This is a genomic window from Xanthomonas sp. NCPPB 1128 (assembly GCF_001043115.1).
Taxonomy (GTDB): Bacteria; Pseudomonadota; Gammaproteobacteria; order Xanthomonadales; family Xanthomonadaceae; genus Xanthomonas_A.
Genome location: NZ_LFME01000001.1, coordinates 208,729 through 227,458 on the forward strand (window position 1 = coordinate 208,729; position 18,730 = coordinate 227,458).

Here is an 18,730-nt window from a genome sequence, read left to right on the forward strand (position 1 = left end):
CCGTGCGCAACTGGCGCTGGCTGCTGCTGGTGCTGGCGGGATTGCTGGCGTGGCTGCAGTACCGTTTCTGGCTCGGCCCGGGCAATTCCGGCGAAGTGCTGGTGCTCGAAAGCCAGGTCGAGCACCAGAAGCGCGACAACGAAGGGCTGCAGCAACGCAACGCCGCGCTCGCCGCCGAGGTCAAGGACCTCAAGGACGGCGAGGCGGCGATCGAGGAGCGCGCGCGTAGCGAACTGGGCATGATCAAACCGGGCGAAAAGTTCTACCGCGTGGTCGAGAACGCGCCGGTGTCGACCGCGCCGGCCGGTACGGCAGCCGGCGCGCAGCCGGCGCCTGTGACGCCGGCGCCGGGCGAGCAACCCTGATGGCCACCGTCTGGGCCGTGGTCCCGGCGGCCGGCCGCGGCACCCGTTTCGGCGGCGCCACCCCCAAGCAGTATCTGCAGGCGGGCGGGCGCCCGTTGCTGGCGCATGCCTTGGAAGCGCTGCTGGCGCATCCGGCGGTGGCCGGGGCGATGGTCGCGCTGGGCGCCGACGATACGCAGTGGCCGGGCTGGACCGAACTGACCGGCAAGCCGGTGCTGACCTGCCTGGGCGCCGGCAGCCGCGCCGGCTCGGTGCTGGCCGCGTTGCATGCATTGCCGGAATCGGTAAAGGCCGATGATTTCGTGCTGGTGCACGACGCGGCGCGGCCGAACCTGGCGCTGGCCGACCTGGACCGGCTGCTGGAGGCGGGGCGCGGCGATCCGGTCGGCGCGATCCTGGCCGCGCCGGTGCGCGACACGCTCAAGCGCGCCGGCGACGACGGCGGCATCGACGGCACCGAACCGCGCGAGCGCCTGTGGCGCGCGCTGACCCCGCAGTTGTTCCGGCGCATGCAGCTGAGCCGCGCCCTGGAGCAGGCCGCCGCGGCCGGCGTCGAGGTCACCGACGACGCGATGGCGATGGAATTGCTGGGGCTACGGCCGCTGCTGGTCGAGGGCGCCGAAGACAATTTCAAGGTCACCACGCCTGCCGACCTGGCGCGTTTCGAGTTCGAACTGTTCCAGCGGCAGGGCGGCTGATGCGGTTCGAGGACTCGGTGGCGCACGCCTGGCTGCAGCAGGTCGCGGACGCTGTGATCGTGATCGATGGCGACGACATCCAGCACGAGGCGAATGCCAACCTATGGGCGTTCTCGCCGCGCGACGCGCAATCCACGGGCATCGACGTCGCGAGCGTGACGCGGTTCGTGGAGGCGGTCGCCGACCATCGCCAGGCCACGCTGCGCGCGCAGGGAGCGCCGGCGATGACCTTCTATTGCTGGCACGACGGGCAGGCGCGGCAGTTGCGCTTCAGCCTGGTGTCGTCGGTGCACGGCCGCCTGCCGTTCCGCGTGCCGATCCAGCAGACGCCGTTGCCGGCGATCGTCGAACGCATCGTCCAGGCCGACTGGCTCAACCCGCAGTGGGGCGCAGCCGACGCCGAAGACGACGCGATGCAGGCGTCCGAGGCCCTGCCGGTTTACGTGCGCACGCTGCACCCCGGCGTCTGACCGCCAGACGGCGTCGCCGCTTTTAAGAACAGGATTCCCATGTCACACGATTCCCTTTCCGCTCCTCCCTTCCGCATCGGCCAGGGCTACGACGTGCACGCCTTCGGCGAGGGCGACCACATCATGCTCGGCGGCATGCGCGTGGCGCACGAGCGCGGTGTGCTCGCCCACAGCGATGGCGACGTGGTGATTCACGCCTTGTGCGACGCCCTGCTCGGCGCGCTGGCGTTGGGCGACATCGGCCAGCATTTCCCGCCGTCCGATCCGCGCTGGAAGGGCGCCGACAGCGCGCAGTTCCTCGATCACTGCGTTGGCCTGCTGCGTACGCGCGGCTGGCGCCTGGGCAATGCCGACATCACCGTGATCTGCGAACGGCCCAAGGTCGGCCCGCATGCGCTGGCGATGCGCGAACGCCTGGCGGCGCTGCTGCAGGTCGAACTGGATTGCGTCAGCGTCAAGGCCACCACCAGCGAAAAGCTCGGTTTCACCGGCCGCGGCGAAGGTATCGCGGCGCAGGCCGTGGCCCTGCTGGTGGCGTTGTGAGCGAGTTGCCGCGTGCGTTCGGTGCCGCGCCGTTGCAGGCGCGCATGCGCAGCAGCGCCGAGGATTTCCAGGTCGACGAGCTGCCTGCATTCGCGCCGACCGGCGAGGGCGAGCACCTGCTGCTGACGGTGCGCAAGCGCGGCATGAATACTGCCTTCGCCGCGCGCCGCCTGGCGCAATGGGCCGGGGTGGCGGAACTGGCGATCGGCTACGCCGGCATGAAGGATCGCCATGCGGTCACCACCCAGCGCTTCTCTGTGCACCTGCCCAAGCGCGTGGCGCCGGCGCTGGAGAGCCTGCAGGATGCCGATCTGCAGGTGCTGGAGGCGCATTGGCACAACCGCAAGCTGCCGCGCGGCGCGCTGGCCGGCAACGGCTTCGTGCTGGTGTTGCGCGAGGTGCGCGGCGAGCGCGCGGCGATCGAGATGCGGCTGGCGCAGATCGCGGCGCGCGGGATTCCCAACTGGTTCGGCGAGCAACGTTTCGGCCGCGACGGCGGCAACGTCGCGGCCGCGCTGGTGATGTTCGGCGGCCGCCGGGTGCGGCGCGAACAGCGCTCGCTGCTGTTGTCGGCCGCCCGTTCGGAGCTGTTCAACCGGGTGCTGGCCGCACGCGTGGCCGCCGGCAACTGGGACAGCGCGCTGGACGGCGAGGTGTGGATGCTCGACGGCAGCCGCAGCGTGTTCGGTCCGGAGTCCTGGTCGGCGGCGCTGGCCGAACGCCTGCAGCGCTTCGATATCCATCCGTCCGCACCGCTGTGGGGCGCAGGTGAGCTGCGTAGCGCCGAGGCGTGCCGTGCCCTGGAACTCGCGGCGCTGGACGAGGCGGTCGCGCTGCGCCTGCGCGAAGGCCTGGAGCGCGAGGGGTTGAAGCAGGAGCGGCGTGCGACCCGCCTGCGCGTGGCCGACCTGCAGTGGCGCTGGCTGGATGGGCAGGGCGACGCGCTGGAGCTGCGCTTCGCCCTGCCGCCGGGCAGCTACGCCACCGCGTTTCTGCACGAGCTCGGCCAGGTCGAAGAGGCGCCGCAGGCGTCCACCGAGGTATGAGCGCGGGACGGACGTCCCGCGCGCGCTAGAACCGGTAGGTGCCGGTCAGCAGCAGGCTGCGGCTGTCCGGCAGGGGCACGAAGGTCTCGTCGAAATCGTCCGCGTACAATCGCCGGTCGAAGACGTTGCGCATGCCCACGGTCACGCCCCAGGTGTCGGTGCGGTACGACACGTTCGCGTCGACGCTGGCTTGCCCGGGAATCTTGAAGTAGCCACCGGCCAGGCGGCGGCCCAGGGTGTGATCGCGCGCGAGGATGCCGCCGGCCACGCCCCAGCCGCTCCAGCGGCTGTCCTGGAACTGATAGCTGCTCCATAGGGTGAAGCGCAAGCGCGGCACGCCGGTGGTGGGCGTGCCGTCGCGTCGGCCGATGCGTGCCAGCGCCAGGCTGCTGCTCAGTTCCAGGCCCGGAGCGAGCGCGCCGACGAAATCCAGGTCCAGCCCGCGGTTGCTCTGGCTGTCGATCGGCCTGGCGAAATACGACGGATGCGCCAGTACCAGGTCGAAACTGCGATCGACAGTGATCTGGTAGTACGCGACGTTGAGCCGCGCCCGGTGGTCGAACAGATCGATCTTCGCCCCCACCTCCACCTGCTGCGACAGCGCGGGCGGCAGTGGCCGGCCGTTCTTGCCGAGCACGGCGCTCGGCGCGAAGCCGTTCATGGTGCTGGCGTACAGCGCCGCATCCGGACTCAGCTTGTAGACCACGCCCATGTTGGGCACCCAGCGGCGCCGGCGCAACTGGCGTAGCTTGCCCCTGGCGTCGTAGTTGGAGATCTCGTACGCGGAGCGGCGCAGCGCCAGCGACACGTCCCAGCGTTCGCCCACGCTGATCTGGTCCTGCAGCAGGATGCCGCTGCGGCTCGACCAGGGACTGCCGGGGTAATGCAGGATGCCGCGCCGCGAATGCGGCCAGTGCACCGGTCCCAGCTGCGCGTCGCCGAACACGTCGTAGCGGTTGCGGTGCATGCGGATGAAGTAGTCGCTGCTGCCCAGGCGCGCACGCGTGTAATCCAGGCCCAGGGTCACGGTCTGCTGCAGCGGCCCGTCGCCGAAGCTGCCGACCAGGTCGTTCTGGATGGTGTAGTACGCCGTCGTATTGCGATAGGCCTCGGCATAGGCGCGCACAACGCCCTTGGGCGAAGGCGACAGCATGCCCCAGTTGCGCGCGTCGACCGCCTGGGTCACGTACTGCCCGCGGCTGCGCAACTGCCAGCGGTCGCTGAGCCGCTGATCGAGCAGGTAGTAGGCGCGTTGGGTCCGGTAGGCGGTGTGGTCCTGCGGGTTGCCGAGGCGCAGGGACCTGGGCGTCATCGCCGACACGTGATTGCGCAGCAGCAGCGCGTGATCGGCGGCCGGCTGGCGGTCGGTCACGCGCTGCACGCCGAGCACCAGACGGGTGTCCTCGCTCTGCCAGGCGATCGAGGGCGCCAGGTAGGCCGCGTTGCGCGGGCCGTAGCCCTGCGCCGTGGCATCGGCATGCTGGCCGGAGACGACGAGCCGGTAACTCAGCGGCGTGGTGCCGATCGGTCCGGTCGCATCGAGCCCGGCCTGCATGTCGCCGCGTTCGCCGAGGGCGTAGCTCAGTTCGCGCTGCGGCCTGCGCAGCGGCTGCTTGGTGACGACGTTGATCAGTCCGCTCATGTCGCCGCCGTTGCTGTCGCCGAGGATCGATTCCGGGCCCTTGAGCACCTCGACCCGCTCCACGCCGATCATCGGCGGATAGCCGCCGAGCCCGACAAAACTGTTCGGCATCCCGTCGGTCATGCCGTTGCCGGTGTAGATGCCGCGGATCTTGAACAGCGGCGCCCGCAACGGGTTTTCGATGTGCTGCACGCTGGCCACGTTGCGCAGCGCGTCGGCGACGGTGCGGACCTGCTGCGTTGCCATCAGGTGCGGGGCGACGACGTTGACCGACTGCGGCACCGCGATGGAGTCGGCGGCATAGCGCAGCGCGTCGCTGGCATAGGCGGGGACGTCGCCCATGGCGTGCTCGGTCAGCACCGCGGCGTCGACCTGTTCCAGCAGCTTGGGCGGCGTGCCGGCGCGATGGTCATCGGCGGCAGCCGCAGGATCGACCGGCGCCGGCGCGGCGGGCGTGATGGCCACCGTGTTCGCATCGAGCACGCTGTACGCCAGGCCACTCGATTGCAGCAGGCGCTGCAGCGCCGCGTCCGGGGTGAGCACGCCTTGCAGCCCGTCGCTGCGCAGCCCGGCCAAAGTCGGACTGGCGGTGAGCACCTGCACGTTGGCCTGCTTGCCGTAGGCGATCAGTGCGGTGGACAGCGCCTGTGGCGGGATCGAGAAGGAGACCCGGCGTGCGTCGGACGCGAGTGGCAGGGCGAGGGCGCGATTCCAGGGTACGAGCTGCAGTGCCAGGCTGCCGCAGATGATCAGTCGCCTCAGCCCACGCACTGCCCGTCGCCCCCCAGCGGAAGCGCGAATTATGCCATGCGCGGCATCGCCCACGCGTGCCGCGCGCGCGACTGCCGCCTGGGCGGGGACCGGGGTGGAGGGCGATACCGCCTATCGGCGGCTCAGCACGATCTCGTCCTTGCCCTGGCGCACCCGCAGCGGGAACACCTGCGGCAGGGCTTCGACCCACTGTGCGGTCGCCTGGGTGTCCACGGTGCCGGTGAAACTCAGCCGCGCAAGCGCCGGATCGGCCAGGCGCAGCGGCCTATCGCTGTAGCGGTTGACCCGGGCGATCACCGTGTCCAGCGGCGTATCGACGAATTCCAGCCGGTGATCGCGCCAGGCGATGGCCCGCGCCACGTCGACCTGGCTGACCTGCAGCGTGGGCTTGGCCGGGTCATAGGACACGCGCTGTCCGGCCACCGCTTCCAGCCCGCCGCTGCCGTCGGCCGGCACCTGGCCGGCGCCGTAGATGCGGACCCGGCCCTCGGTGACCGCGACTTCGACGCGTTCGCCGTCGCGGCTGACATCGAAGGCGGTGCCCACGTCCAGGATCGACACGCCGCCGGCGTCGACCACGAATGGACGCCCGGCGTGATGTGTCACTTCGAAGAAGGCCTCGCCGGCGATCAGGTCCACGTGGCGTTGCGCCGCGCTGAAGCGGGTGCTCAGCCGCGATGCGCCGCCGAGCGCGATCCTGGACCCGTCCGCCAGCACGATGTCCTGGTGGCGGTTGGTCGCGCTGCTGTAGACCTGGGTGACCGGCGGCGCGCTCAGCTGCCGCCAGGCGAGGGCGCCGCCGAGCGCCAGCACGCCGGCGCAGGCCGCCACCTGCAGCGGCCGCCAGCGCGAACGCGGCGGCGCGAACCTGCGCACCACCTCGTCCCGCGCGGCCGCATCCAGCGTTGCCAGATCGCCGCCGAGCGCATTGATGCGTTCGAACGCCCGCAGGTGCCGCGGGTCGGCCGCGGTCCAGTCCAGCCAGCGCGCCACGGTGTCCTCGTTGCTGTCGGGTTCGCGCAGCAGGGTCCACCAGCGCGCGGCGTCGTCGAGGATGTGTTGGTCGATGCCGCTGTCCATTACGGGATCTCCGCTTCGTCGAAGCGTTTGCGGCAATGCGCGAGCGCGTTGGCCACATGGTAGCGGACCATCCGTTCGCTCACGTTCATCGCCTTGGCGATCATGCCGAAGTCCTTGCCTTCGATCACGTGCAGCACGAATGCGCGGCTGGTCTTGGCGGGAAGTTCCTTCAATGCCCGGGTCAGCGCGCGCAGTTGTTCGCTGGCCGTGGCGTGCCGCTCCGGAATCGGCGGTAGCGGCAGGTCGTGCTCCGGCAGCTCCACCGCGGCGTTTTCGCGGACCTTGCGCATGCGCAGCCGGTCCACCGCCAGGTTGGAGGCGACATGGAACAGGTAGGCGCGCGGCGATGCCAGCGCGTCGGGACGCTCAAGCGTCACGATGCGCATGTACGCCTCCTGCGCCACGTCCTGCGCGTCCGCCATCGAGCCGAGCTTGCAGTGCAGGAAGGCGAGCAGGGCGCGGTGATGTTCCTTGAACAGCGCGTCGACCTGGTGCGCAGGCGCCTGCTCCGGCGACGGTGCGCCCTCGGTGTGCTCGGGCCGACTCACGACTGCTGGTGCTCCTGGAGGGAAGCGGCCGCGGCAGTATAGCCAGGCTCACTGGCCGCCACGCGACGCGGCGGCGCACGCCGTCGGCAGCGCGGCGGCCAGCAAGCCCTCGGCGTGTGCGCGCAATGCTTCGCGGCGGCGAAACGCCGCGCGATGCTGGCTGGGGACGTCGGCCGCGGTCTTGCGCGCCGGGGTCAGCGGCAACGCGAACCAGCCATCGGCGATGGGCGTACCGCCTTGCTCGATCCAGAACGCGTCGTAGTTGGCCAGGAACACCTCCCGCTTGCGTTGCAGCGGATGGGCGGCATTGCAGACGGCATGGATCGCACGCGCGCCGATGCGCTCGGCAAAGGTGCAGGCCAGCGTCAGCATCAGTTGCTTGGGCCGCAGCCCATGCATCTGCTTGGTGAGCATGCGCACCACGTCCCGCGCATCGCCGCCGCTGGGGCCCTGCAGGCAGCCGATCAGCACTGTCGGGTGGACATCGTCACCGCTCACGGTCAGCACCAGGCGATACAGCTGGCGGCCCGCCGCGTCGCTCAGCTGCAGCCACAGTTCGCCTTCGCAACTCATCGGCGCCGGCGGCAGCAGGGACAGCGTCAACGCGCTGCCATCGTGCAGCGGCAGCGTCCCGAGGTCCGCCTGGCCTTGCCGATAGATGGCGTCGAACAACGCCGCAGGCAGGCGCTCGAGCATCAGTCGATAGTGTTGCTGGAGATGGTGCAGCCGCACCGCACGGCTCCAGCGGGTGTTGACGAAGCGGTGCAGGTGGCGCTCGAGCAGGCGTGGATCGCGTTCGGCGTAGCCGCGCATCCGCGGGTCGCGGCGCAGTGCGTCAAGGAAACGCCCGTGTTCGGTCGGCATGCTCAACGCACGCAGCAGATACTTGGCCGCCTTGATCCCGCGCTGCAGGCGGTTGCCGTGCCAGTCCGTCCGCCCCTGGAACGATGCCAGGAGCAGCGGCCACCACCGGGACGGTGCGGCGCTGTCGCTTGGCCGGGGCGGCGCCGGCGGCACCGGTCGGGCCAAGCGCGCCGGCGCTGTCTCGAACGCCGCGGCGCTCGTGGAAACGTCCACCAGATCAGTGGGTTGCAGGAAGAATTCGGTGGTTGCTTCGGTCACGTTCGGCTCGCAGAGGGGCGGTACTCTCTGACAAGACGTTTCAGCGGGCGAAAATTGAAATGGGTCCGCATGCGAAGTGGCCGGTCGTGCAACCGGCGTCCTGGCCCGACCGGGCTGGGGTCGGGCCAGGCGTGGGTGCGCGTGACATCACGTGCATGCGCTGACGCAGGAGCGGCTTCAGCCGCGACGGGCTTTTCCGTTCACGCCGGTCGCGGCTGAAGCTGCTCCTACACGGGCGTTACAGGTCAGTGCGCGGTGCAGGGTTCGCGTGGAGACGATCCGGCGCCCACGACCTTGGCCACTGCAAGGATCCTTTCTGGGGCGAGCGTCATGGTGCCCGCGGCTGCCGAGCCGTCAGCGCCGCGCCAGCAGCACCAGCATCGCGCCGGTGCCGCCTTGCGCGGTTGGCGCCGAATGGAAGGCCAGCACGTCGTTGCGTTGGCGCAGCAGGCGGTCCACCAGGTTCTTCAGCAGCGGCACGCCACCCGATTGCAGGCCTTTGCCGTGCACGATCCGCACGCAGCCGAACTCGTGCGCGTGCGCTTCGGCCAGGAACTGGCGCAGCAGCGTCTCGGCCTGCGCCGCGGTGGCGCCGTGCAGGTCCAGTTCGTCCTGGGCCGAGAACTGGCCCTTGCGCAGGCGCTGGAATACCCGCGCCGGCACATGCTCGCGGCGATAGCTGGCGACATCGCCGGCTTCCAGCGGCGCGCTCTGGCGCAGCAGTTGCTGAAACTCGCCTTGCGCCTCGGCGTCGTCGCGTTCGGCCATGCGTGCGCGTGGCTTGGGGCGCGGCTTGGCATTGGCCGGCGGCGTCGCGTTGAGCGGGGCCACCTTGCCGATGGCCGCGCGGAACAGCGCGGCGGGATCTTCGTCGTCGGAATGCGCCATGCGCACAGCTTAGAGCGTGCTGCGTGGTTTGAGGTGAGGGCGGGTACGGCATCGGCTTGTAACGTTCCGCGATGGGGCACGGTGCTGACGGCGCAGTGGGGGGGCGCGATCGCCAGGCGCAGCGCCGGCACGGCGTCCCGCGCGACGGCCACCATCGCGATCGTCGGCCCGCTGTCAGCGACCTGGCCGGACGCATCCGGTATCATGCACCGGTTTTCGAGGAGCACCATGCGCGTATTAGTGAGCAACGACGATGGCGTCGACGCCCCCGGCATTCGCATGCTGGCCGAGCAGCTGCGCGGCGCCGGCCATGAAGTGACGGTGGTCGCACCCGATCGCGACCGGTCCGGCGCCAGCAATTCGCTGACCCTGGATCTGCCGATCCGGCTCAAGCGCATCGACCATTACACCTGCAGCGTCGCCGGCACGCCGACCGACTGCGTGCATCTGGCGCTCACCGGCATGCTGGAGTTCGATCCGGACATCGTCGTCTCCGGCATCAACAATTCCGCCAATCTCGGCGACGACGTGATCTATTCGGGCACCGTGTCGGCGGCGATGGAAGGCCGCTTCCTCGGCCTGCCGGCGGTGGCGGTGTCGCTGGTCACCCACAACCACGAACCCAGGCATTTCCAGACCGCCGCGCGCGCCGCGGTGGAGATCGTGGCGCAGCTCAAGGCCGATCCGCTGCCGGCCGACACCATCCTCAACGTCAACGTGCCCGACCTGCCATGGCAGGAGCTCAAGGGCTTCGAAGTCACCCGGCTCGGCAATCGCCATCGCTCCGAACCGTGCCTGCCGCAGACCGACCCGCGCGGCGGCACCGTCTACTGGATCGGCCCGGCCGGGCGCGAACAGGATGCCGGTCCCGGCACCGACTTCCACGCGGTGCGCACCGGTTTCATCTCGATCACCCCGATCCAGGTCGACCTGACCCGCTACCAGGCGTTGGAAAAGGTCGCCAGTTGGGTCGGCGGCCTGACCGCCGCGCTGGACCGCCCGGCATGACCCCGCGGTTGCGCCTGCAGCCGGAAGCGATCGGCATCGGCATGACCTCGCAGCGCGTGCGCGACCGCCTGGTGGAGCGCCTGCGCGAAGCCGGCATCCGCGACGAGAGCGTGCTCAACGCGGTGCGCACCGTGCCGCGGCATCTGTTCATCGACGAGGCGCTGGCCTCGCGCGCCTACGAGGACACCGCGCTGCCGATCGGCCACGGCCAGACCATCTCGCAACCGTGGGTGGTGGCGCGCATGACCGAGACGGTGCTCGAAGCGGCGCCGAAGAAGGTGCTGGAAGTCGGCACCGGCTCCGGCTACCAGGCAGCGATCCTGGCCGCGCAGGGCCTGGAGGTGCATACCGTCGAGCGCATCGGCGACCTGCTGCGGCAGGCGCGCAAGCGCTTCCGCCAGCTCGGCATGAACGTGCGCAGCAAGCACGACGACGGTCGCATCGGCTGGCCCGAACACGGCCCCTTCGATGCGATCGTGGTCACCGCCGCGGCGCCTGCACTGGTCGATGCCCTGATCGAGCAGTTGGCCCCCGGCGGCTGCCTGGTGGCGCCGGTCGGCGGTCCGTCCGCGCAATCGCTGATCCGCCTGCGCCGCGCCACCGATGGCCAGATCGAACAAGACGTCCTGGCGCCGGTGACCTTCGTCCCGTTGCTGTCGGGCATGCTGGATTGACCTCTCGGAGCCGCATTGGATGAAGATTTTCGGGCCGTTGTACGAACGCGCCATCGGCTGGTCGCGGCATCGCCGCGCGCCGGCCCTGCTGACCGGGCTCAGTTTCGCCGAGGCCATCGTGTTCCCGGTGCCGCCGGAGGTGATGCTGGCGCCGATGTCGCTGGCGCAGCCGCGGCGCGCGCTGTGGTTCGCCACGTTGAGCCTGCTCGGTTCGCTGGCCGGTGCGGTGATCGGCTACCTGCTCGGCCATTTCGCCTTCGCCGCGGTGCAGCCACTGATCGAATGGCTGGGGTGGACGCAGAAGATCGATGCGCAGGTGAACCACTTGCGCGAGGTGATCGCCGAGTCGCCGTGGCGCGCATTCTGGCTGCTGGTGCTGGCCGGCTTCACCCCAATCCCGCTGAAGATATTCACCTGGGCCTCAGGCATCGTGGGAGTGCCGCTGCTACCGTTCCTGGCGAGCATGCTGGTGGGGCGCGGCAAGCGCGTGTACCTGGTGGCCGGTGCGATCCGCCTCGGCGGGCCGCGCGCGGAAGCCGCGTTGCGCCGCTGGATCGAGCCGCTCGGCTGGGTCGCCTCGGCGATCCTGGCGCTGCTGGTGGTGTGGGTCATATGGAGAGCGAAGGTCGGATGAGTGTCGATCGGGTGGTGCGGAACGGCCTGCGTTGCGGCCTGGGTATGCTGGTCGCAGTGGCGCTCGGCGCCTGCAGCAGCGCCACGGTGGTCCGTACGCCCGGCGGTGCGCCCGTGCGCGGTACCGCGGCCGCGTCGGCACCGCGGGTCTCCGTGCCCAAGCCTGGCGTCAGTGCCACCGTGCGCCGTGGAGACACGCTGTACGCGATCGCCCGCGCCAACAACATCACCCCGCAGGACCTGGCCGGCTGGAACGGCCTGCAGCCGCCGTACACCATCTATCCGGGGCAGTCGCTGAAGCTGTATCCGCCGGGTGGGGCGGTCGCCGCGCGGCCCGGTAGCGGTCCGGTGACGCCGCCGCCGGCATCCGGCGCTGGCGCCGCCGCTCGGCCACCGTCCGTCCCGGCACCGGCCCCGGTCAGCAGCGGCTTCTCCTGGCGTTGGCCGGCCGATGGCGTGGTGGTCAGCCGTTTCGTCGGCGGTGAGGCGACCAAGCAGGGCATCGACATCGGCGGCAGCAACGGCGAAGCGGTGCGCGCCGCGGCCGACGGTGTGGTGGTCTATTCCGGCGCCGGCCTGGTCGGCTATGGCGAACTGATCATCGTCAAGCACAACGAACAGTGGCTGTCGGCCTACGGCCACAACCGCAAGCGCCTGGTCAACGAGGGCCAGAACGTCAAGGCCGGCCAGCAGATCGCCGAGATGGGCCACAGCGGCGCGGCCCGCGACATGCTGCACTTCGAGATCCGCTACAACGGCAAACCGGTCGACCCGCTGCTGTACCTGCCGCCGAAGTAACCGGTCGCGTCGCTGCGTGGGCGGATCCCCGGCCCGGCGCAGCGCGCCGGGCGTTCGCCATCGGCGCGGCCCAATGGGCCGCAAGCGCCGCCGGCTCACCCACTACAACGGCAAGCCGGTCGACCCGCTGCTGTACCTGCCGCCGAAGTAACCGGTCGCGTCGCTGCGTGGGCGGATCCCCGGCCCGGCGCAGCGCGCCGGGCGTTCGCCATCGGCGCGGCCCAATGGGCCGCAAGCGCCGCCGGCTCACCCACTACAACGGCAAGCCGGTCGACCCGCTGCTGTACCTGCCGCCGAAGTAAAGCCGGCGCGACCAATGGGCTGCCGCCCTGACGCAGCGTGTAGCCGGTCTCCATCTACGGCTTTTGTAGGAGCGGCTTCAGCCGCGACCGCGTTTCTAGGGAATGTCACAGGTCGCGGCTGAAGCCGCTCCTACGGGAGTGAATGTCTGCGGAGTGGGTGGAACGTGTCCGCAGAGACGCCGCCCTGGCTCAGCCTTCGAGCAGGAACCCGACCGCCACGCGCCGGCCTTCGGCGGCCAGCACGTTGTAGGTGCGCGCCGCGGCAGCGTTGTTCATCACCTCGATGCCGATGCCGCGGGTCAGGAACAGCGCCATCACCGCCGCGGCGGGGAACACCTGGCGCTCGCCGGTGCCAAGGATCACCAGGGCCGGGTTGAGCTCCAGCAGCGGCTGCAGGTGCTGCGGCTGCAGGTCGCCGGCCGGCGGCGTCTGCCAGTCCTCGACCAGGGTGTCCGGCGCGAGGATGAAGCTGCGGGTCAGCAGCCGGTCGTTCACCTTGGCCTGGCGGCCGTCGGCCATGCGCAGGGCGTAGGCGTAGTCGGGCAGGTCCTGGGTCAGTTGCATGGGATCACCGAAGGCGCGCTCAGGCGCGCGGCAGCACGATCTGCCGGTCTTCCTTGGCCGGGCGATACAGGATCGCGGTATGGCCGATCCGCTGCACCAGCACGCTGTGCGACTGTTCCACCAGGCTGCCGATGGCGGCGTCGCGGGCCTCGCGGTCGTCGCCGCCGACCTTCACCTTGACCAGTTCGTGGCGCTCCAGCACCTCGTCCAGTTCGGCCAGGAAGGCCGGGGTGACGCCCTTGCTGCCGATCTGCAACAGGGGTTTGAGGTCGTGGGCCAGGCCGCGCAGGAAGCGGTTCTGGGCCGAGGTCAGGCTGATCGACATGCAGGTGGGAGCAGGGTTGGCAAGGGCGATCAGGGTATCATGGCCGCCCCTTCCGACCGTGCGTCCATGGCCACCCGCAGCAAAAGCAGCCAACGCTGGCTCCGCGAACATTTCGCCGATCCCTTCGTGAAGAAGGCCCAGGCCGAGGGCATGCGCTCGCGCGCGGCCTACAAGCTGGAGGAGTTGCTGCAGCGCGACAGACTGCTCAAGCCGGACATGGTGGTGGTCGATCTCGGCGCCGCCCCGGGCGGCTGGTCACAGCAGGTGCGCAAGTCGATGGGCGACCGCGGCCGGGTACTGGCCCTGGACATCCTGGAGATGCCGCCGCTGGCTGGCGTGGAGTTCCTTCACGGTGACTTCAGGGAGGACGCGGTGCTATCGCAATTCGAGGCCATGCTGGGGGAGACCCCGGTGGACCTTGTGCTGTCGGATATGGCCCCCAATAAAAGCGGAATGGATGCGGTCGACCAGCCGCGGATGATGCATCTGGCGGAACTGGCGATGGCGTTCGCCGACAGCCACCTGAAGCCGAACGGCGCGTTCCTGATCAAGCTGTTCCAGGGCGTGGGGTTCGACGACTACATCCGCGACATGCGCCGCCGCTATGAGAAGGTGACCATCCGCAAGCCGGCCGCGTCGCGCAAGCGCTCGCCGGAGGTCTACGCCCTTGGACAGGGCAAGCGCGCCCAGATCAAGTAAGCTGAACGCAAGGCTGAACCCGAAATGCCACGCATCGAGACAGAGTTGAAGGGACACCGGAGCCAATGAGGATGAACGACTTGACCAAGAATTTGCTGTTGTGGGTAGTCGTCGCCGTCGTGCTGATGGTGGTGTTCAATAGCTTTTCGCCGCGCCTCGCGGGCGGCCCGGGCAGCGACAACGTCACCTACTCCCAGTTCCTGAAGGACGTGGATGCCGGACGGGTGAAGTCGGTCGATTTCACCGACGCCACCAACCTGTCGGTCAACGCGATCCGCTTCAAGCGCGCCGACGGCAGCGAGGGTTCGGTCTATGGCCCGAGCGACGACAAGCTGATCGATGTGCTGTACAGCAAGAACGTGGACATCACCCGGCAGAAGCCCGACAACGGCCCGAGCTTCTGGTCGTTGGTACTGAACTTCCTGCCGGTCATCCTGATCATCGGCTTCTGGCTGTTCATCATGCGCCAGATGCAGGGCGGTGGCGGTGGCGCCAAGGGCGCCATGTCCTTCGGCAAGTCGCGGGCCAAGCTGCAGGGCGAGGACCAGATCAAGATCACCTTCGCCGACGTCGCCGGCTGCGACGAGGCCAAGGAGGAGGTCGGCGAACTGGTCGACTTCCTGCGCGACCCCACCAAGTTCACCAAGCTCGGCGGCAAGATCCCGCGCGGCGTGCTGATGGTCGGCCCGCCGGGCACCGGCAAGACCCTGCTGGCCAAGGCCATCGCCGGCGAGGCCAAGGTGCCGTTCTTCAGCATCTCCGGTTCGGACTTCGTGGAAATGTTCGTGGGCGTCGGCGCCAGCCGCGTGCGCGACATGTTCGAGCAGGCCAAGAAGCACGCGCCATGCATCATCTTCATCGACGAAATCGATGCGGTCGGCCGTCACCGTGGCGCCGGCCTGGGTGGCGGTCATGACGAGCGCGAGCAGACCCTCAACCAGCTGCTGGTGGAGATGGACGGCTTCGAGGGTGGCGAGGGCGTGATCGTGATCGCCGCGACCAACCGTCCGGACGTGCTGGATCCGGCGCTGTTGCGCCCGGGTCGCTTCGACCGCCAGGTCGTGGTGGGCCTGCCGGACGTGCGCGGCCGCGAGCAGATCCTCAAGGTGCACATGCGCAAGCTGCCGCTGGCCGACGACATCGAACCGATGGTGATCGCGCGCGGCACGCCGGGCTTCTCCGGCGCCGACCTGGCCAACCTGTGCAACGAGGCGGCCCTGTTCGCCGCGCGCGAGTCGGTCAAGGAAGTGCGCATGGACCACTTCGACCGCGCCCGCGACAAGATCCTGATGGGTGCCGAGCGTCGTTCGATGGCGATGAGCGAGGACGAGAAGACGCTCACCGCCTACCACGAGGCCGGCCACGCCATCGTCGGCCGCCTGGTGCCCGAGCACGACCCGGTCTACAAGGTCACGATCATCCCGCGCGGCCGCGCGCTGGGCGTGACCATGTACCTGCCCGAAGGCGACAAGTACTCGATGAACCGCGTGGCGATCGAGTCGCAGCTGTGTTCGCTGTACGGCGGCCGCGTGGCCGAGGAACTGATCTTCGGTACCGACAAGGTCACCACCGGTGCGTCCAACGACATCGAGCGTGCGACCAAGATGGCGCGCAACATGGTCACCAAGTGGGGCCTGTCCGACGAGCTCGGCCCGATCGCCTACGGCGAGGAGGACGACGAGGTGTTCCTGGGCCGTTCGGTGACCCAGCACAAGAGCGTCTCCGACGACACCGCGCGGCGCATCGACGAAGTCGTGCGGTCGATCCTCGACAAGGCGTATGCGAAGACCACCCAGATCCTCACCGAGAATCTGGACAAGCTGCACACCATGTCGCAGTTGCTGCTGCAGTACGAGACCATCGACGCGCCGCAGATCGACGCGATCATGGAGGGCCGCGATCCGCCGCCGCCGATGGGCTGGAATCGGTCCGGCAAGGACGGCGGCAACGACAAGGGCAATTCGCGGCCGCTGCCGCCGATCGCCGGGCCTGCCGAGCAGGTGTAAGTGCTAGACAGCGCTTCATGCACCGAAAGCCAGGGAGCGATCCCTGGCTTTTTTGTTGGCGGCGGTGTGGAGCCGGTCGCATCGTCCGATGCCGACTCGCCGCCTGCGCGCGCGTAGGCGACAATGGCACTGCGCTGGCCGCACGTTGCCGCGTCGATGCGATGTGCCGAGTAGACGTCGCGCACGCCGCTGCCGCCCTGCGCGTGCGGCGGATGCCGCATGGCGCTGCCCAGCGCCGTGCCGCCGTCCCGCCGCCTGCCACGGCCACCACCAGGAGACTCACCGATGTTCGACACCTCGCCCAGCCTGCAGTGCGGCGCCCACCGGCTGCTGCTCGATCGCCCGCGGGTGATGGGCATCGTCAACGTCACCCCGGATTCGTTCTCCGACGGCGGCGCGCACGCCAGCGTGGACGCGGCGGTGGCGCACGGCCTGCGCCTGGCCGCGGAGGGCGCCGATGTGCTGGATATCGGCGGCGAGTCGACCCGTCCGGGCGCGACGCCGGTGCCGGTGGAGGAAGAACTGCGGCGGGTGATCCCGGTGATCGAGCGGCTGGCCGCGCAGACCGCGCTGCCGCTGAGCGTGGACACCTTCAAGCCGGAGGTGATGCGCGCCGCGGTCGCCGCCGGCGCCGGCATGATCAACGACGTGCAGGCCCTGCGTCAGCCCGGCGCGCTGGACGCTGCCGCGGAACTGCGGGTGCCGGTGGTGCTGATGCACATGCCCGCCGATGCCTATGCCGCCGGCAGCGCGCCCGGCTACGACGACGTGGTCGGCGAGGTGCACCGGTTCCTGGCAGAGCGCATCTTCGCCGCGGAGATGGCCGGCATCGACAAGCGGCGCATTCTGGTCGATCCGGGCTTCGGCTTCGGCAAGAGCACCGCCGACAACCTGCAGTTGCTGGCGCAGTTGGCGCGGCTGGTCGAGCTGGGCGTGCCGGTGCTGGCCGGCTTGTCGCGCAAGCGCAGCATCGGCGAACTGACCGGGCGCGAGGTGCCGGAGCAGCGGGTGGCGGGCTCGGTCGCCGCGCATCTGCTGGCCGCGCAGCGCGGTGCCGCGCTGCTGCGCGTGCACGACGTCGCCGCCACCGTCGACGCGCTCAAGGTCTGGCAGGCACTGCAGGCCGTGCCGTTGCCGCGCGCTTCCACAGCGTCGGCCGCGGCGACGATCCGCTGGCCGGACGAGGACTGATGGCAGCCGACCGGCGCCCACGCGCGATCGCGCTGATGGGCCCGACCGCCTCGGGCAAGACCGCCGCGGCGATCGCCTTGGCCGAGCGCTGCGGCGGCGAGATCGTCAGCGTCGATTCGGCGCTGGTCTACCGCGGCCTGGACATCGGCGCGGCCAAACCCGATGCGGCCGAGCGCACGCGGGTGCCCCACCATCTGTTGGACCTGCGCGATCCCTGGCAGACGTATTCGGCGGCCGAGTTCGCCGCCGATGCGCGCGCGGCGCTGGAGGCGATCGTCGCCCGCGGCCGCCTGCCGATCCTGGCCGGCGGCACCGGCCTGTACTTCCAGGCGCTGCTGGAAGGGTTGGCGCCGATGCCGGCGGCCGACCCGCAACTGCGTGCGGCGCTGGCCGCGCAGGCGCAGGCCGAGGGCTGGGCGGCGTTGCACGCGGAACTGCAGCGGATCGATCCGTTGGCCGCGCAGCGGATCCGGCCTGGCGACGCGCAGCGCATCCAGCGTGCGCTGGAGGTGTACCGGCTCAGCGGCCGGCCGATCAGTGCCTGGCAGGCGGATCCGGGGCCGCCGCGGCTGCCGCTGCGGGTGCTGAAGCTGGTGCTGGCGCCGGCCGAGCGCAGCGTGCTGCACGGACGCATCGAGGCCCGCTTCGACGCGATGCTGGGGCAGGGCTTGCTCGACGAAGTGCGCGCCTTGCGCGCGTTGCCCGGGATGCAGGCGGTGGCGGAGCCGCTGGCGTTGCCGGCGGTGCGCGCGGTCGGCTACCGCCAGGCCTGGGAATACCTGGACGGCGTCGGCGATACGGCGGACTTCCGCGCCCGCGCCATCGCCGCCACCCGGCAACTGGCCAAGCGCCAGCTCACCTGGCTGCGCGGCGAGCAGGATGCGCGCTGGTTCGACCCCGCGCGCGACGCCGGGCGCCTGCAGGCGGCCCTGGACGCCTTCCTCGGCTGATCCGGCCGGCGGCCGCGCTGTGCTGGCGCCCGCGGTTGTGTAACATCGACGTTCCGGACCACGGCAGGGGAGCTGCAGTGCCGTCCCGGACAATAAAAACAATAATCTGGGAGTCAAGCATGTCCAAGGGGCAATCCTTGCAGGATCCTTTCCTCAACGCGTTGCGTCGCGAACGGGTCCCTGTCTCGGTGTATCTGGTCAACGGCATCAAGCTGCAGGGCACGATCGAGTCGTTCGATCAGTTCGTGGTCCTGCTGCGCAATACCGTCAGCCAGATGGTCTACAAACACGCCATTTCCACCGTGGTGCCGGCGCGCAACGTGCGCGTGGGGCCGGGCGGTGGCTATGTGCAGCAGAACGAAGGTGGCAGTGCGGGTGATGATGAAGTCGAGTAGTTCGGTGGCCAA

The 18,730-nt window shown here is 69.9% G+C and carries 23 protein-coding genes; 16 read left to right on the forward strand and 7 right to left on the reverse strand.

All coding sequences use genetic code 11. The annotated features are described in order from the left end of the window. Positions 1 to 2: 2 nt before the first annotated feature. Genes ftsB through truD form a run of 5 tightly spaced genes read left to right on the forward strand, consistent with a single transcriptional unit; the run spans position 3 to position 3,122 of the window. Positions 3 to 365: a cell division protein FtsB gene (gene ftsB / locus ACP93_RS00910; RefSeq protein ID WP_043095785.1), complete on the forward strand. Its 363-nt coding sequence runs from the start codon at positions 3 to 5 to the stop codon at positions 363 to 365. After that, on the forward strand, positions 362 to 1,063 hold the full coding sequence (gene ispD, locus ACP93_RS00915) for a 2-C-methyl-D-erythritol 4-phosphate cytidylyltransferase (protein ID WP_204243621.1): 702 nt from the start codon (positions 362 to 364) through the stop codon (positions 1,061 to 1,063). The genes ftsB and ispD overlap by 4 nt, the downstream gene beginning before the upstream one ends. After that, on the forward strand, positions 1,063 to 1,533 hold the full coding sequence (locus ACP93_RS00920; protein ID WP_048488984.1) for a hypothetical protein: 471 nt from the start codon (positions 1,063 to 1,065) through the stop codon (positions 1,531 to 1,533). The genes ispD and ACP93_RS00920 overlap by 1 nt, the downstream gene beginning before the upstream one ends. A 39-nt stretch (positions 1,534 to 1,572) precedes the next feature. After that, entirely contained in the window at positions 1,573 to 2,076 is a 504-nt protein-coding gene (gene ispF / locus ACP93_RS00925; RefSeq protein ID WP_048488985.1) for a 2-C-methyl-D-erythritol 2,4-cyclodiphosphate synthase, read from the forward strand. Further along, positions 2,073 to 3,122: a tRNA pseudouridine(13) synthase TruD gene (gene truD / locus ACP93_RS00930; RefSeq protein WP_048488986.1), complete on the forward strand. Its 1,050-nt coding sequence runs from the start codon at positions 2,073 to 2,075 to the stop codon at positions 3,120 to 3,122. Before ispF ends, truD begins: the two co-directional genes overlap by 4 nt. Positions 3,123 to 3,147: 25 nt before the next feature. Here truD and ACP93_RS00935 read toward each other — a convergent pair whose 3' ends face one another. From ACP93_RS00935 to ACP93_RS00955, 5 genes are all read right to left on the reverse strand, one after another. Further along, positions 3,148 to 5,535: a TonB-dependent siderophore receptor gene (locus tag ACP93_RS00935; RefSeq protein ID WP_228135923.1), complete on the reverse strand. Its 2,388-nt coding sequence runs from the start codon at positions 5,533 to 5,535 to the stop codon at positions 3,148 to 3,150. A 111-nt stretch (positions 5,536 to 5,646) separates the two neighbouring features. Further along, positions 5,647 to 6,615 carry a FecR family protein gene (locus ACP93_RS00940; RefSeq protein ID WP_048488987.1) on the reverse strand — a complete coding sequence of 323 codons (969 nt, stop codon included), beginning with the start codon at positions 6,613 to 6,615 and terminating at the stop codon, positions 5,647 to 5,649. Then, on the reverse strand, positions 6,615 to 7,163 hold the full coding sequence (locus ACP93_RS00945; RefSeq protein ID WP_048488988.1) for an RNA polymerase sigma factor: 549 nt from the start codon (positions 7,161 to 7,163) through the stop codon (positions 6,615 to 6,617). The genes ACP93_RS00940 and ACP93_RS00945 overlap by 1 nt, the downstream gene beginning before the upstream one ends. 48 nt (positions 7,164 to 7,211) lie before the next feature. Further along, a complete protein-coding gene (locus ACP93_RS00950) occupies positions 7,212 to 8,285 on the reverse strand; it encodes a VirK/YbjX family protein (protein ID WP_048488989.1) in 1,074 nt (357 codons plus the stop codon). A 354-nt stretch (positions 8,286 to 8,639) separates the two neighbouring features. After that, positions 8,640 to 9,173, reverse strand: a complete 534-nt coding sequence (locus ACP93_RS00955; RefSeq protein ID WP_048488990.1) for a Smr/MutS family protein — start codon at positions 9,171 to 9,173, stop codon at positions 8,640 to 8,642. Positions 9,174 to 9,401: 228 nt separating this feature from the next. Between ACP93_RS00955 and surE the strand changes: the two genes are divergently transcribed. The 6 genes from surE to ACP93_RS22415 are packed head-to-tail and all read left to right on the forward strand — an operon-like array spanning position 9,402 to position 12,588. Next, positions 9,402 to 10,181: a 5'/3'-nucleotidase SurE gene (gene surE / locus ACP93_RS00960; RefSeq protein WP_048488991.1), complete on the forward strand. Its 780-nt coding sequence runs from the start codon at positions 9,402 to 9,404 to the stop codon at positions 10,179 to 10,181. Then, positions 10,178 to 10,855, forward strand: a complete 678-nt coding sequence (locus ACP93_RS00965) for a protein-L-isoaspartate(D-aspartate) O-methyltransferase (protein ID WP_048488992.1) — start codon at positions 10,178 to 10,180, stop codon at positions 10,853 to 10,855. Before surE ends, ACP93_RS00965 begins: the two co-directional genes overlap by 4 nt. 19 nt (positions 10,856 to 10,874) lie before the next feature. Then, the gene (locus ACP93_RS00970; protein WP_048488993.1) at positions 10,875 to 11,489 is read left to right on the forward strand and encodes a YqaA family protein; all 615 of its coding nucleotides are present in this window, start codon (positions 10,875 to 10,877) and stop codon (positions 11,487 to 11,489) included. After that, positions 11,486 to 12,286, forward strand: a complete 801-nt coding sequence (locus tag ACP93_RS00975; RefSeq protein ID WP_048488994.1) for a peptidoglycan DD-metalloendopeptidase family protein — start codon at positions 11,486 to 11,488, stop codon at positions 12,284 to 12,286. Before ACP93_RS00970 ends, ACP93_RS00975 begins: the two co-directional genes overlap by 4 nt. Before the next feature lie 16 nt (positions 12,287 to 12,302). Continuing rightward, positions 12,303 to 12,437 (forward strand): hypothetical protein, encoded by a 135-nt coding sequence (locus ACP93_RS22410; protein ID WP_255347919.1) that lies wholly within the window; start codon positions 12,303 to 12,305, stop codon positions 12,435 to 12,437. Between the two features lie 16 nt (positions 12,438 to 12,453). Next, positions 12,454 to 12,588, forward strand: a complete 135-nt coding sequence (locus tag ACP93_RS22415; RefSeq protein ID WP_255347919.1) for a hypothetical protein — start codon at positions 12,454 to 12,456, stop codon at positions 12,586 to 12,588. A 189-nt stretch (positions 12,589 to 12,777) separates the two neighbouring features. Here the strand turns inward: ACP93_RS22415 and ACP93_RS00980 are convergent, their stop codons facing one another. Together ACP93_RS00980 and yhbY are read right to left on the reverse strand one after the other, a co-directional pair. Next, on the reverse strand, positions 12,778 to 13,152 hold the full coding sequence (locus ACP93_RS00980) for an Mth938-like domain-containing protein (RefSeq protein ID WP_048488995.1): 375 nt from the start codon (positions 13,150 to 13,152) through the stop codon (positions 12,778 to 12,780). A 19-nt stretch (positions 13,153 to 13,171) separates the two neighbouring features. Beyond that, positions 13,172 to 13,477 (reverse strand): ribosome assembly RNA-binding protein YhbY, encoded by a 306-nt coding sequence (gene yhbY / locus ACP93_RS00985; RefSeq protein ID WP_010341321.1) that lies wholly within the window; start codon positions 13,475 to 13,477, stop codon positions 13,172 to 13,174. A 66-nt stretch (positions 13,478 to 13,543) separates the two neighbouring features. Here yhbY and rlmE point away from each other — a divergent pair, with 66 nt between their 5' ends. From rlmE to hfq, 5 genes are all read left to right on the forward strand, one after another. Then, a complete protein-coding gene (gene rlmE, locus ACP93_RS00990) occupies positions 13,544 to 14,176 on the forward strand; it encodes a 23S rRNA (uridine(2552)-2'-O)-methyltransferase RlmE (protein WP_048488996.1) in 633 nt (210 codons plus the stop codon). 71 nt (positions 14,177 to 14,247) lie between these two features. Continuing rightward, a complete protein-coding gene (gene ftsH / locus ACP93_RS00995) occupies positions 14,248 to 16,182 on the forward strand; it encodes an ATP-dependent zinc metalloprotease FtsH (protein WP_048488997.1) in 1,935 nt (644 codons plus the stop codon). 285 nt (positions 16,183 to 16,467) lie between these two features. Next, positions 16,468 to 17,373: a dihydropteroate synthase gene (gene folP, locus ACP93_RS01000; protein ID WP_048488998.1), complete on the forward strand. Its 906-nt coding sequence runs from the start codon at positions 16,468 to 16,470 to the stop codon at positions 17,371 to 17,373. Then, positions 17,373 to 18,323, forward strand: coding sequence for a tRNA (adenosine(37)-N6)-dimethylallyltransferase MiaA (gene miaA, locus ACP93_RS01005; protein ID WP_048488999.1), 951 nt, complete (start codon positions 17,373 to 17,375; stop codon positions 18,321 to 18,323). The genes folP and miaA overlap by 1 nt, the downstream gene beginning before the upstream one ends. A 119-nt stretch (positions 18,324 to 18,442) precedes the next feature. Continuing rightward, on the forward strand, positions 18,443 to 18,718 hold the full coding sequence (gene hfq / locus ACP93_RS01010; RefSeq protein ID WP_010341316.1) for an RNA chaperone Hfq: 276 nt from the start codon (positions 18,443 to 18,445) through the stop codon (positions 18,716 to 18,718). Positions 18,719 to 18,730 lie beyond the last annotated feature (12 nt).

Bases quoted from the DNA above. Each gene is read 5' to 3' on its own strand.
- ACP93_RS00975 (WP_048488994.1), top strand. From the start codon at position 11,486: ATGAGTGTCGATCGGGTGGTGCGGAACGGCCTGCGTTGCGGCCTGGGT.
- ACP93_RS00955 (WP_048488990.1), bottom strand. From the start codon at position 9,173: ATGGCGCATTCCGACGACGAAGATCCCGCCGCGCTGTTCCGCGCGGCC.
- ACP93_RS00920 (WP_048488984.1), top strand. From the start codon at position 1,063: ATGCGGTTCGAGGACTCGGTGGCGCACGCCTGGCTGCAGCAGGTCGCG.
- ACP93_RS00940 (WP_048488987.1), bottom strand. From the start codon at position 6,615: ATGGACAGCGGCATCGACCAACACATCCTCGACGACGCCGCGCGCTGG.
- ACP93_RS00970 (WP_048488993.1), top strand. From the start codon at position 10,875: ATGAAGATTTTCGGGCCGTTGTACGAACGCGCCATCGGCTGGTCGCGG.
- surE (WP_048488991.1), top strand. From the start codon at position 9,402: ATGCGCGTATTAGTGAGCAACGACGATGGCGTCGACGCCCCCGGCATT.
- rlmE (WP_048488996.1), top strand. From the start codon at position 13,544: ATGGCCACCCGCAGCAAAAGCAGCCAACGCTGGCTCCGCGAACATTTC.
- yhbY (WP_010341321.1), bottom strand. From the start codon at position 13,477: ATGTCGATCAGCCTGACCTCGGCCCAGAACCGCTTCCTGCGCGGCCTG.
- hfq (WP_010341316.1), top strand. From the start codon at position 18,443: ATGTCCAAGGGGCAATCCTTGCAGGATCCTTTCCTCAACGCGTTGCGT.
- ACP93_RS00980 (WP_048488995.1), bottom strand. From the start codon at position 13,152: ATGCAACTGACCCAGGACCTGCCCGACTACGCCTACGCCCTGCGCATG.
- ftsH (WP_048488997.1), top strand. From the start codon at position 14,248: ATGAACGACTTGACCAAGAATTTGCTGTTGTGGGTAGTCGTCGCCGTC.
- folP (WP_048488998.1), top strand. From the start codon at position 16,468: ATGTTCGACACCTCGCCCAGCCTGCAGTGCGGCGCCCACCGGCTGCTG.
- ispF (WP_048488985.1), top strand. From the start codon at position 1,573: ATGTCACACGATTCCCTTTCCGCTCCTCCCTTCCGCATCGGCCAGGGC.
- miaA (WP_048488999.1), top strand. From the start codon at position 17,373: ATGGCAGCCGACCGGCGCCCACGCGCGATCGCGCTGATGGGCCCGACC.
- ACP93_RS00965 (WP_048488992.1), top strand. From the start codon at position 10,178: ATGACCCCGCGGTTGCGCCTGCAGCCGGAAGCGATCGGCATCGGCATG.